General features: G+C 43.5%; 12 protein-coding genes. 7 read left to right on the top strand and 5 right to left on the bottom strand.

The window, feature by feature from the left end; translation table 11 throughout:
• Positions 1 to 13 precede the first annotated feature (13 nt).
• The 4 genes from K5620_RS03975 (at position 14) to serA (ending at position 3752) form a co-directional block, all read left to right on the top strand.
• Positions 14 to 733 carry a YebC/PmpR family DNA-binding transcriptional regulator gene (locus tag K5620_RS03975; RefSeq protein ID WP_016403196.1) on the top strand — a complete coding sequence of 240 codons (720 nt, stop codon included), beginning with the start codon at positions 14 to 16 and terminating at the stop codon, positions 731 to 733.
• Between the two features lie 159 nt (positions 734 to 892).
• Positions 893 to 1477 (top strand): 5-formyltetrahydrofolate cyclo-ligase, encoded by a 585-nt coding sequence (locus tag K5620_RS03970; protein WP_016403197.1) that lies wholly within the window; start codon positions 893 to 895, stop codon positions 1475 to 1477.
• A gap of 136 nt (positions 1478 to 1613) precedes the next feature.
• On the top strand, positions 1614 to 2267 hold the full coding sequence (rpiA, locus tag K5620_RS03965; RefSeq protein WP_016403199.1) for a ribose-5-phosphate isomerase RpiA: 654 nt from the start codon (positions 1614 to 1616) through the stop codon (positions 2265 to 2267).
• Between the two features lie 255 nt (positions 2268 to 2522).
• Complete coding sequence (serA, locus tag K5620_RS03960) at positions 2523 to 3752, top strand: phosphoglycerate dehydrogenase (RefSeq protein ID WP_016403200.1); 1230 nt, start codon at positions 2523 to 2525, stop codon at positions 3750 to 3752.
• A 71-nt stretch (positions 3753 to 3823) separates the two neighbouring features.
• On the opposite strand, the gene K5620_RS03955 is transcribed toward serA, so the two are convergent.
• The gene (locus tag K5620_RS03955) at positions 3824 to 4114 is read right to left on the bottom strand and encodes a putative quinol monooxygenase (RefSeq protein WP_016403201.1); all 291 of its coding nucleotides are present in this window, start codon (positions 4112 to 4114) and stop codon (positions 3824 to 3826) included.
• 133 nt (positions 4115 to 4247) lie between these two features.
• Here K5620_RS03955 and K5620_RS03950 point away from each other — a divergent pair, with 133 nt between their 5' ends.
• The 3 genes from K5620_RS03950 (at position 4248) to K5620_RS03940 (ending at position 6534) form a co-directional block, all read left to right on the top strand.
• Complete coding sequence (locus K5620_RS03950) at positions 4248 to 5183, top strand: LysR family transcriptional regulator (protein ID WP_016403202.1); 936 nt, start codon at positions 4248 to 4250, stop codon at positions 5181 to 5183.
• A gap of 95 nt (positions 5184 to 5278) precedes the next feature.
• Complete coding sequence (locus K5620_RS03945; protein ID WP_040307515.1) at positions 5279 to 5557, top strand: SemiSWEET transporter; 279 nt, start codon at positions 5279 to 5281, stop codon at positions 5555 to 5557.
• Between the two features lie 125 nt (positions 5558 to 5682).
• Positions 5683 to 6534: an ABC transporter substrate-binding protein gene (locus K5620_RS03940; protein ID WP_040307516.1), complete on the top strand. Its 852-nt coding sequence runs from the start codon at positions 5683 to 5685 to the stop codon at positions 6532 to 6534.
• A gap of 426 nt (positions 6535 to 6960) precedes the next feature.
• On the opposite strand, the gene K5620_RS03935 is transcribed toward K5620_RS03940, so the two are convergent.
• From K5620_RS03935 to K5620_RS03920, 4 genes are all read right to left on the bottom strand, one after another.
• Complete coding sequence (locus tag K5620_RS03935; protein WP_016403205.1) at positions 6961 to 9234, bottom strand: beta-galactosidase; 2274 nt, start codon at positions 9232 to 9234, stop codon at positions 6961 to 6963.
• Positions 9235 to 9716: 482 nt separating this feature from the next.
• Complete coding sequence (locus tag K5620_RS03930) at positions 9717 to 10178, bottom strand: NanQ anomerase/TabA/YiaL family protein (RefSeq protein ID WP_016403206.1); 462 nt, start codon at positions 10176 to 10178, stop codon at positions 9717 to 9719.
• Positions 10179 to 10208: 30 nt separating this feature from the next.
• Complete coding sequence (locus tag K5620_RS03925) at positions 10209 to 11687, bottom strand: methyl-accepting chemotaxis protein (RefSeq protein WP_016403207.1); 1479 nt, start codon at positions 11685 to 11687, stop codon at positions 10209 to 10211.
• An 18-nt stretch (positions 11688 to 11705) separates the two neighbouring features.
• Complete coding sequence (locus K5620_RS03920; protein WP_016403208.1) at positions 11706 to 12557, bottom strand: type 2 periplasmic-binding domain-containing protein; 852 nt, start codon at positions 12555 to 12557, stop codon at positions 11706 to 11708.
• Positions 12558 to 12575 lie beyond the last annotated feature (18 nt).

The following is a 12575-nucleotide window of genomic DNA, read 5'->3' as shown; positions in this document are numbered from 1 at the left end:
AAAGAGCATCCCTATGGGCAGAAGTTTTGAAGTACGTAAGGCCTCAATGGCCAAAACCGCTGGTGCAAAAACCAAGGTTTATTCTAAATACAGTAAAGAAATCTACGTTATCGCTAAAAATGGCGGTGCCGATCTAGAAGCTAACTTACAACTACGCAGTGTTGTAGACCGCGCTAAAAAAGATCAAGTTCCTAGTCACGTAATCGATAAAGCTATCGACAAAGCCAAAGGCGGCGCTGGCGAAGACTACGTTCCAGCACGTTACGAAGGTTACGGCCCAGGCGGCTGTATGGTAATTGTTGACTGCTTAACCGATAACAACAGCCGTACCTTTACCGACGTTCGCCAAGCCTTTGTAAAAACCAAATCTAAAATTGGTAACCAAGGCAGCGTGGCGCATATGTTTGACCACCAAGCTATTTTTGCCTTTAAAGGTGACGACGAAGACGCCATTCTAGAAATCCTATTAATGGACGACGTGGAAGTTACCGATGTAGAAAGTGAAGACGGTATGATTACCGTATTTGCTCCACACACTGAATACTTCAAAGTTAAAACTTCATTAACTCAAGCCTTGCCTGAGTTAGAGTTTGAACTAGAAGAAATTAGCTTTATTCCGCAAAACTACACCACTATTAGCGGTGATGACGTAGCGATGTTCGAGAAATTTCAAGCCATGCTTGATGACTGTGACGACGTGCAAAACGTGTATCACAACGTAGAGCAAGAATAACTCTACTGGTTTTTACCAAGCCTGTTCATCAGGCTTGGTGACCTTTACTTCCTCTTTTCGGTATCGACCCAAATTTTGGCTTAATGTTTTGCAGCGCCTTGCTTGATTGCCAATATAGATACACACTAAAAGTCTAATTTGTCATTTAAGTCTGTTTATATGCCCCAGCTAGATCCTCGCCAGCAATTACGCAAACAGATACGCCTACAACGTAGCGCCTTAAGCCCTTTGCAACAGCTAGAGGCCAGCCAAGCCATTCTTGAATACTTGCAGGACGATCCCGAGTTTATTCCGATGCAACGGGTAGCGCTCTATTTAGCCTTTGACGGCGAGCTTGATTTAAGCTTGCTGATTAATTGTTTATGGCAACAAGGCAAACAGGTTTATGTGCCCCTAGTTGACCCCACGAAAAATGGCGAGATGTGCTTTCATCGTTACCAAGCCAGCAGCCCCTTACAAGCCAATAGATTTGGCATTGGCGAACCCATCTTCGATGCCAAACAGGTAATTGACGCTCAGCAACTGGATTTAATCCTAGCCCCCTTGGTAGCCTTTGACTCGCAGGGTAACCGCCTAGGCATGGGTGGCGGCTACTACGACCGCTTGCTGGCACAAATTAGTGGAGATAAACCTTTAGTTATTGGCCTTGCTCACGATTGCCAGCAAATAAACGAAGTGCCGGTGCAAGCATGGGATCAACCACTTAAACGGATTATTACTCCTAGCAGATATTGGTGCTGGTAATAACTAAAACAGTAATAATAAAAGCGCCGAAAAAAGCGCCTAACGAGCATGGCGTTAACGCCAGCGCTTGGTTATAATCCGCGCCAAACAAGCGGGCTTCTGTTGCCCTCCCCCTCACTTTGCTCGGAGCACTGTAATGACACAAGATGAAATGAAAAAAGCCGCTGGCTGGGCCGCATTGGAATATGTTCAAGAAGACACCATTGTTGGCGTAGGCACAGGCTCTACCGTGAACCATTTCATTGACGCCTTAGCGACCATGAAAGACAGCATTAAAGGGGCGGTTTCAAGCTCTGAAGCGTCTACCGAAAAGCTACTCGCTTATGGCATTGAAGTGTTTGATTTAAACAGTGTGAGTGACTTGTCGGTTTACGTAGACGGTGCCGATGAAATCAACGAACAAAACCACATGATCAAGGGCGGTGGTGCAGCCCTAACTCGTGAAAAGATTATTGCCGCTGTTGCCGACCAATTTATCTGTATCGTAGACAATACCAAAGAAGTGCCAGTATTAGGTAACTTCCCTCTTCCGGTTGAAGTGATTCCAATGGCCCGTAGCTATGTAGCGCGCGAGCTGGTTAAGCTTGGCGGCGACCCAGTTTACCGTGAAGGTGTAGTAACCGATAACGGTAACGTGATCTTAGATGTTCACAACATGAAGATTGTAGATCCAGTGAAAATGGAACGCGACATTAACGCCATTGTAGGTGTAGTAACTAATGGCCTATTTGCAGCTCGCGGCGCAAATGAAGTGATCATTGGCACCCCAGAAGGCGCGAAAAAACGCTAATCAACTAAGACCTTAAAAAAAAAGAGTGCATTGCGCGCTCTTTTTTTTGTGAAATATTCCAACACCCCATAAATAATCTCGATCAAGCACTAAACTAAACCCTCATTGCAACATTAAAAACTACAAAATAAATAATATAGAGAATAATAATCACATCATGAATAAAATTTGATGTAATAAAATTACATTCCCTAAGTGCTGCTTTTTTGCTAAATTTAGCCGCTCGAGCGGTAACATGGGTATTAGGAAGCAAACATGGCAAAGTATTCGTTAGGCAAGGAAAAAATCAAAGTATTGTTGTTAGAGGGTTTACACCCTAGCTCACTGCAATCTTTCCAATCTGCGGGTTATGAAAATGTAGAAATGATCAAAACCTCGCTAGCAGAAGAAGAACTGATTGAAAAAATTAAAGACGTTCACTTCATTGGTATTCGCTCCCGTACAGACCTAAACGAACGTGTGCTAGCAGCAGCAAACAAGCTTGTTGCAATTGGTTGTTTCTGTATTGGTACTAACCAAGTTGACCTTAAAGCTGCTCAGCAAAAAGGTATTCCAGTATTCAACGCACCGTTCTCTAATACTCGTAGCGTAGCTGAACTAGTATTAGGTGAAATTATTTTACTACTACGTGGCATTCCAGAGAAAAACGCCAAAGCACATCGCGGCGAATGGATAAAATCGGCCGACAACTCTTATGAAGCACGTGGTAAAAAGCTAGGCATTATCGGTTACGGCCATATTGGTACTCAGCTGGGTATTTTGGCTGAAACCCTAGGCATGCAAGTTTACTACTACGATATAGAAAACAAGCTATCTTTGGGTAACGCCACCCAAATCGCCGACCTTGACCAACTACTAACAATGAGTGACGTGGTAAGCCTACACGTACCAGAAACCGCACAAACCAAGTACATGTTTGGTGAAGCGCAGTTTGCCGCTATGAAGCAAGGTTCGATTCTGATTAACGCCTCTCGCGGTACGGTAGTTGAGATTGAATCTTTGGTATCAGTATTAGAAAGCAAAAAGCTTGCTGGTGCGGCGATTGATGTATTCCCAACTGAGCCAAAATCAAACAAAGAAGAGTTTGTGTCTAACTTACGTGGCTTCGACAACGTAATTCTTAGCCCACACGTTGGTGGTTCAACCCAAGAAGCGCAAGAGAATATCGGTATTGAAGTAGCGTCTAAACTGGCTAAATACTCTGACAACGGCTCAACCTTGTCGGCAGTTAACTTCCCAGAAGTAGCACTACCAGAGCACACTGGCACTAGCCGTTTGTTGCACATTCACCACAACCAACCGGGTGTGCTTACCAAAATCAACTTGGCCTTTGCCGAAGACTCAATCAACATTGCAGCGCAGTACCTGCAAACCAATGACAGCATTGGCTATGTAGTGATTGATGTAGAAACAGCGCAAGCCGAACAAGCGATTACTAAGCTTAAAGAAATTGACGGCACTATTCGCGCCCGTATTCTTCACTAAGCTTTATTGCCTGTATAGAAAAAGCCAGTCATTCGACTGGCTTTTTTGTTGCTCATTTCAAAGCAAACAGCCTAAGCAATTTGCGTCATTTCATTCAAGGTAAACTCTGCTACTGCGCCTTCGGTTGCCGCCATGTACTCTGCTAAGTGAGTATTGCCCATGTGGGTTTGCCATAGTTCACGTGACTCCCAATTTTCGTAAAACATAAAGTGCGCTGGGTTTTCGTTGTCTTGATGCAAATCGTAGTTAATACAGCCTTCTTCGGCTCTAGTGATATCTATCAGCTTAAGCAGCTCTGCTTTTACTAACTCAATTTTGTCTGCATTTGCTTTAATGTTTGCAACGATAGTTAACTTGGCCATTTGGCTATCCTCTAAATAAGTAAATTGCTGGTTCGCTTTAACGGGTTAAATAGTAGCCTTTTGCATACAGCTCAATAAACAGGGTAATATTTGAATCATTATCAAAAATAAATAGACAATAAAAGGTGCCGTTATGCTACTGGAAGATTTACAGGTAGTTTTAAAGGTAGCAGAATGCCGCAGTATTACAGCCGCTGCAGCCAAGCTAGATATGCGTTCTGCCACGGCTAGTGCAGCACTAAAGCGTGTAGAAAGCCAACTAGGTGCGGAGCTATTTATTCGAACAACCAGACACCTGCGTTTATCTGCCGCGGGTGAGCGTTATGTTCCGCAATGCGAACAAGCGCTGCAAATGCTTGAACAAGCCAAGCAAAATATGAAACACGACTTGGATGTGATTGACGGTGAGCTACGAATCGCTCTTTCATCTGATCTGGGAAGAAATGTAATCAGCCCCTGGCTAGATGAGTTTATGTCGCACTACCCCGCGCTAAACCTACGCAGCAGCATTAGCGACAGCAATATCGACTTTTATCGTGATTCAGTAGATATGGCTTTGCGCTATGGTTCACCCAGCGATGCCAGTGTTTACGGCTTCAAAATATGTAACGCTCCACGGCTATTGTGCGCCAGCCCAGAATATCTATTAAAACATGGGACGCCCAAGCACCCTAAAGAGCTAAGCAAACACAACGGCTTGCTCTATCAGCTGCACGACATTGTTCATGATGTTTGGCGCTTTAGTGATGAGCAACAAAGCTACAAGATTAAAATGACAAGCAACAGAGCAGCAAACGATGGCGATTTAGTAAGGCGCTGGTGTGTAGCCGGCCATGGGCTGGCGGTTAAATCTAGCTTAGATATGGCTTCTGATATCTTAGCCGGTAACTTAGTGAGTGTGATGCACGATTACCAACCTACTCCCACCGAATTATGGCTTATTTGCCCCAGCCGCCAATCAATTACTCCAGCGATGCGTTTGTTACGGGATAACTTGCGGGAGAATACCCAGCAACTACTCAAAAAGCTGGTTAGTCAAAACATCCTAGAAGCTAGTGTACTTAACTAAGTGATGAGTGCAGGGTTTAATCGGTTTCATTATTTACAAGGTTAACCAAAAAGGTATAATTCACCCAAATTGGTTTACCAGTAAATGAAGTTTAGATGACAGCCCTTACGGTTCTTGGATTAATAGCAGCTAGCTGCACCACTTTGTCGTTTGTCCCGCAGGTAATTCACATTATTAAGACCAAGAATGTTGCTGGAATTTCATTAACCATGTATTCCATATTAACCACTGGCGTAGGTCTGTGGATGATTTACGGCTTCTTAATACAAGATCTATCGGTTTTTTTAGCCAATATTATTACTTTTATCCTCGCCTCCTGGGTGCTGATTCTCACCATTATTCAGCGTATTAAGTCATCTAAAAACAAAGCTTAATCGCTCCTTAAACCACTGTTCCTAATAGCGACTGTGAAGCGGTCTACACTTTAAGTTGTTATCTTACGCTACAGTAAGTAACTGCCAAATTAGTTAAGGCCGCCCTAAACAAATAAGGAGCAATAGTGAGATCGTGGATACTCAGCATTTTATGCCTGTATAGCTTTTCTTCTTTCGCCGCTATAGAAGTGTCGATTATTGGTGACCAAGGCACCTTCTCAAATTACCAGCAATTGCTTGAGCTAAAAGGCGACAACCCAGCCCAAATCAATGATTATGAGTCACCCTATTCAGATCGCGCAACCGTAAGCTTGCTGCTGTTAACTCAAGCCCTCAGCTATAGCGATTTACAGTATTCGCTCACCTTTGTAACCTCGCCGAATACCGGTCGCAGCCTGCGAGAGTTGAAACAAGGCAATGTGGCGGTATATCAGGCCGACATCTGGGAAAGTGACTTTGATGACAGTACCTACAAGTCGGTGGCTATTATCCCTAAAAATACCTTTGAAAAAGGCTTTTATGTTAACCAAGGTTCTCCCCTGCTCAGCCAAATTTTAACTCATGAACAGCTCAGAGAATTACCCATCAGTGTGGGAAGTACTTGGTATCAAGACATAGCCCAGTTGCAGCGTAGTGGCTTTAACAACATAGATAAACTCAACCGTAATCAGTCATTGTTTGGCATGTTAAGTAAGGGCCGAATTAACGTTGCCTTTTTAGAGTTCCCGAATACCCCAGACCTAGCCATTCAAGATAGTTATGGCAGCTTTTATCCGATCCCGAATATGAAAATAGAATTTCAAGAAAGCCGTCATTTTATGGTGTCGAAACAGCACCCACATGGAGCTGAAATTGCTCAAGCCATTGATCAAGGCTTAGCAGAGATCATTCGCTTAGGTTTAGTTGAAAAAGCCATTCAGCAATCGGGAGTTAAACAGCAGCGGGTTAGCCACTGGCAATCAATAAGCGCCCCTTAGTTGAAGCATACTTGAGCCACCAGCATCATACTAAACAGACATCACACAGCTCTATAAATGACTCAGCGATTAAGCCATCAGCTTGTAAGACTATCATGAGCCAAGAGTAATGAGTCACAAGCTAATTGTTGAAGTTTAGTAACGAGAGTAGGAAGGACAAAAAAACACCAGAAGCCGATCTTGCACTTCTGGCGTTATAGCCACACTGGATTATTTAACAAACGGATTCATTAAGGTGTGGCTACAATTCTTATATCACTTGGCGCAAAGCCAATCATTACATCAACATGCTTACCGCTGGTCGTATTAACCAAGATAAACAAGAAGTAGCAACAGACTTTCCCAGTAGATAAACCACGTATTGGTATATCAATGAAAAGGAGACCGAAGTCCCCTTTCTTAGTTAAGGTTAAACGTCAAAACGCACTACTTTTTCGCATTTTTAAAACGGCGCTGATACATGCCGCCATTTACCCGTTTAGCAGCATCAACCATTGGCTGATATGGCACATCGGTTATGCCCACAAAACCCACATTGTAGTTTTCGCCGTCAAACGAACGCCCAGTAATCGGTGAATCAATGTATTGGAACCAATGTGCGCCGACAAAATATGGGTTATCAATCACTGAGTTTAAGTAATCTTCAAACATCTCGCCGCGCTCGGTTTGGTCATTAGCCGTCACCAAACCTGCGTGGAAGAAACCTTCTTTAACGCCAATATGAAACTCACCAATAATGCTCGGCATGTCTACTTCAGCCAAAAACTTCCAAGGTTCTGGATGTAGCCCTTCTTTGTAGTAGTTGTAACTTACAACATCCACATGTTTTGCCGCCGCTCTTACCACCTCTGGATTACAGCCCCAATCAGCAAATCGAGCCCCCAAGTACAAGTGATTAGGTAATTGAGCTTTAAGCGACTCGTTTACCACTTTGAAGTATTCGCTGGCGTACAACTCTAATAACATGGAGTAGTCACTAAGCTGTGCTTCGTTATGGGCTAAATCACTAACGCCACCAGCTACTGCTTGCCAAGAGTCGATGTTCGTCCCCCAAGCTTGGTTAAGCTGTTCTACAGTGCCGTACTTGTCTTTTAAGGCTTGAGTGAATACCGCCTTAGTTGGGCTCTCTTCATCGCTGCGACCTAGAGTATGGATCGTAATACCATAATGGCCATTAATGGTGCCCATTCGGCCCCAGCTTTTCTCATTATCAATGAAAATACCCACACACCATGGTGAACCTTGCATTTCGGCTTTAACTTGGCTTACCGTTGCTTCGGCGCGCTCTCTAAATACCGGGTCGAAAGGATCAGGCAGTGGCGCCCAAAAATCATCGCCACTAGTCACTGTTTTAAAGTCTCCAATAATCCAGCCATTGGCGAAATAAGGAATTTTGTCGTTACTGTAAAACTCTGGAGCAGTCCAATTACCTAAACAAGAAAAGCCCCAGTTAAGCATGCGGTCCATGGTGACTTCGCGCCACTTGCCCATGTAATCGGCGCCATCTTGACCGTACTTGCGCTGTAGATTTGCCGAGTAAAAACTAAAGATTTCGCCGCGATCAACTGGGCCTTCAAACAGCTCACGCATATAGCTGTAATGCTCAGCTAAGGGGTCGTCGTAGCTAGGCAACCAATCAAAAAAGTCTCGGCGAGTTTGGTTGGCAACATAGGCTGAATCAAAGGCTTCTTGGCTAATTTCGAGCTTTTCTTTAGAGTCTTCAGGAGTAACATCGTCATCGCTACGCGCAGCCACTTTTGAGTGGTCGTAATCAATACCGGTAATAGTAAATGAGTTTGCTAGGCGAATAATGTCGAGGCCGGTAGCAAAGTATGGGTAACCATCTGGGTCAACTAACGACCATTTACCGTCGATTTTTTCGGTACGGAAAAAGCCGGTTGCCTCTAGCTGCGGACCTCCAGTGTAACCACTAAAGCGCGAACGCTGGGGCATAGCACCTTGCTCTAAGGCTTTAAGCTCTTTGGCTGTAACCGCCAATAACTCTTCTTCAGAATGTACTTTTTCCGCGGTTTCCACTAAAGCATTTTGACCAAACTTATCTAAACAACCTTTAAGAAAATCGGGATTACATTCCGGGGTAAAAATCACTCTAAAGTTATCTAACACCAACTGATGATCAATCAAAGTACCGTGAATGCTTAATTCAATTTTGGCAACGGCACTTAAATCGATGTTCATCTCACCCCACATCCACGTTGCATAGTGAAATGGCGTATCCCAGGCTGCTGGGTTAGAGCGAAAACCCGATTCATAGTTAAGCCCCCCCTTTAAAAACTCACCTTTAAGCTCGTTTAAATAAGTTTTGCAAGAGCCACCGGCTACGTTAATGCTGCGGCTATGCATTTGCCCTTGTTTGTCGAAGATATTGATGAAAATCTGTGTTGAACGACGACCTAAGTTTGTGACGTCAAATGCAAAACTAAAGTTAGGAAGCGCACTCCAATCAAAAGGCTGCTCAGGTTCGATAAAGATTGAGGTGTAAAAGTTTTCTTTGCTATGTGTAGTAACTTTTAAGGCTTGCGAACCAGTAGTAATGCCGTTGCCTTCACTTACCAATTCTGCGTCCACGTTGCTAAAACTAAAAGCCTTAGGAATTTGCTCAGCAAAATCATAAATCAAAATTGATTGCTCATGCTCAGATATAGTTTTAGCTGAGTCAGCCCTTAAGCGCGTTTCCATTATGTATCCTCAAATGATTAGCGTCCTGATAGCCATGGCAGAGTCTAGGCAATATAACTAAGCCATAGAGAAAACTTAACTAACAAACCTTAAGTATTAAACTTTCTAGCTGCCAAGCGACGCGTTAAAACAGAAAAATATCTAAGGGTAATAATGACTTCAGCCAATCAAATGTCAACCAATCTAAATTATTGGAAAACCAATTTTTACAAACTTGTGAACCATGCCTCGTGTTAGCCAAGCTTAAGCGTAAACGAAGTGCTAAGCCTTAATGCTTTAACCCTAAGTCAATAGAGGTATCACTATGGGTATCGGCTAGCACAACAGTCTATATTGCTGGGATTTTTTATGGTGAAGTAAACAGCAGCGCGCAGGTTAACTGGCATTAATCAAGGAATATTAGTAGTGATGGGTGAAAGGCTAATAAGCGAGTAACATCAAAAAAGAATCCACTTAGCCTTGGCTAAGTGGATTTAGTGCACTTACAAAGCACTAACAGGGATCTTAACCACCGCTTTGCGCACTTGGCGAGGTTCGGCTACCGCGCAAAGAGGACGATGAACTTCGTCTGGGTAAAACACTGCAAAGTCACCTTTGCCAAGCTTAACCATTTGCTCATTGCTCGCTTGCTCAAAAAACGCCACATCATTTTCAAGTTCGGTTAAGGCTAAAGCTTCTTCGGCTAGTTCGTGGGTATAGCCAATTTGCTCTTCACCGTCTAACAGGATTTGAATATCTAAATGCTGTTTGTGAATTTCTGCTTTACGCTTAGCAAATCCTTCAGTTTCTGGCGACATTAGTAATACAAATACACCATCACCTGAAAGCTCATATCTACCGTCTTCTTTCTCAGCAGCTAAAGCCATCGCTTCATCAATCCAAGTAACAAAGGATGGATTTACATATTTTACTAAAGAGAGCTTATTCACGTTTCCAAATAACATTGATTACTTCCTACTATTTAAGTTTATTTGTCATACTTTAAAACGTTTGATATTTACTACAAGCTCATTGTTGTGTTCTTCGAGTGAGATCACTTGTCCGTTCACATTTTTTGCATTATTTGCAATAGAACTAGCCAGGGTATTTAAGGTGGTAACATTTTCAGCAATGGTCTGAGTAACGCTGTTTTGTTGTTTGGCAGCTACCGCAACGTGGGTGTTCATTTGGTTAATGTTCTCAATGTGCTCGCAGATATCTTGTAAGGCTTGTGAAATAGACCCCGCCGCATTGTCCACCTCTTTACTCGATTGCAAACTTGCCCCCATAGAGCTAGCCGCATTTGAGGCATTGTCTTGCAGCGCAGCAACAATAGATTCAATTTCTTGGGTAGACTCTTGGGTTTTCTGGGCCAGAGCTCTTACTTCATCGGCAACCACCGCAAACCCTCGCCCTTGCTCACCAGCTCGAGCTGCTTCAATTGCCGCGTTTAAGGCAAGTAGATTGGTTTGTTCGGCGATGTTACGAATAACCTCCACTACAGAGCCAATCGCTGAGCTTGAATCAATTAACTTATCGATGCGTGAAGACGTATCGGTAATGCTTTGCGATAAACGGGTAATTAATTGGCTGTTTTCGCGCACCAACTCTACACCTAGCAAGGTTTGCTCGCGGGCTGTTTGCGACTTCTCGGCGGTTTGCTCAGCGTTTACAAACACTTCTTCTGCGGAGGCACTCATTTCTTGCAGTGAGGTAGCGGCCTGCTCCATCTGATCTTGTTGCGATAAAGAATCACGCTGAGATTCGCTAGAAGATGAACTTAACGAATGAGACACCGAGCTTACCTGCTCACTCACCGAACGAATGCTATTAAGCAGGTGCGATAGGTTGTCCATCAGTAAATTGAAGTTGCTACTAAGTACACCTATCTCGTTATCGTTGTTCACTGGAATACGTCGGGTAAGGTCCCCGTCACCAGTGGCAATTTGGTGCAAAGAGTTTGCCACGTCGTTGATTGGAATTACCACCAGCTTACGCACGTAGAAAAACACGGCTGCAACCACAACGGCTAATACCAATATAATGTTGAGCATTACATTGGTTATTTCGCTGTTTAGCGTGGCAATCACACTGCTATCATCAAATTGCAGCTTTAACGTACCAATAAAGTCCTCGCCACGTTGCAGCTCAATTAGATTGAAGTCTTGCTTTTGATTGGCAATGCTGGCCTGAGAAATAGCTTTACCACGCTGGTCCACTACTTCCACTGCATTTAGGATCGGGGATTGAACCAAAGCATCTACAATGGCTTGCGCTTGTTCAAAATCATAAACAAACACCGCTTCTATTAATGATGCTTTGGCCATCTCGGTAATGGCTTGTTGCTCTACTAAGTAGCCTTCAGCCAATTTGCTTTTGGTATTTAAGTAGCTAACGCCACCGCCTAATAACAGGCCTAGCAAACCAAATAGCAGTAATATAATAATTAGGGATTTACTCAAACTTGCTTTCACGTTTAGTCTCGCTTATGTCTATCTTTCTTGAATGTCCAACCACAACTCTTCGCGGTGCAAAGGTGCGTCTGCGGGCAGTAAAGGATTATCTATTTTTATTATTCGGCGCTCGGTAAGGCGCGCTGTTTCAAAGGTTTTTGAGATAAGGGGAGATTGATAAAACAGCTGGTTATAGCTGCCATCAGCAATGGCGGTTTCTAAGCCATCGTTAATCGCATCATATAAGGCGCGATTCTTAGGGTTAACGTAGAGATACATCGCCATTGGGTAGACCAACAGAATGTCATCTTCTACGGCGAGGTTTACTTCCTTTTGGGTTTCTACCACTTCCCAGGCTTCGTGCACAGCTAAAGGTAGGTAATCAAAACGTCCGCCATCTACCATGTAGAATAAGCTTTGTGCTTTAACCGGTTTAACTACTTCTAGTCCGGCATTTTCTAGGATTTCGGTATCGCCCCAAAAACGGCCTAAGCCTGCTTTTAAGCGCTTTAGCGTGGCTAAACTAGACACACCTTCAAAGGCTGCTTGATTGCTTTTTTCAATAACAAAAACGCGGTGGCCCAATAATCCTTTAAAAATAGGGATCTTGATGGCTTTAAGCTGTTGCTGCATCGAGTTTGACGCACCAGCCCAAATCACACTCACCTGATCTTGTTTTACTTCTTCAACTAATCGAGCCTCACTGTAATAGGTATCGATGGGTTGAATTTTTTGCGAATAGTTACTTTTTTCAAATGCTAATTTAATCAAATCAACGACTAAGCGGTCGCGTTCGCCCAAAACCATGGGCGTTGTTACCTGTGCTAGAACGCTATTAGATAAGGTTAAACCGCAAAACAAAAAGAAGCTGGCAATGGTTATTTTTTTCATACTTTTTCTCTTACCAAA

This window comes from Agarivorans albus (assembly GCF_019670105.1).
GTDB classification, from domain to species: domain Bacteria; phylum Pseudomonadota; class Gammaproteobacteria; order Enterobacterales; family Celerinatantimonadaceae; genus Agarivorans; species Agarivorans albus.
Note: the sequence above shows the minus strand (reverse complement) of the source record. Positions and strands in the feature narration are given on the sequence as shown.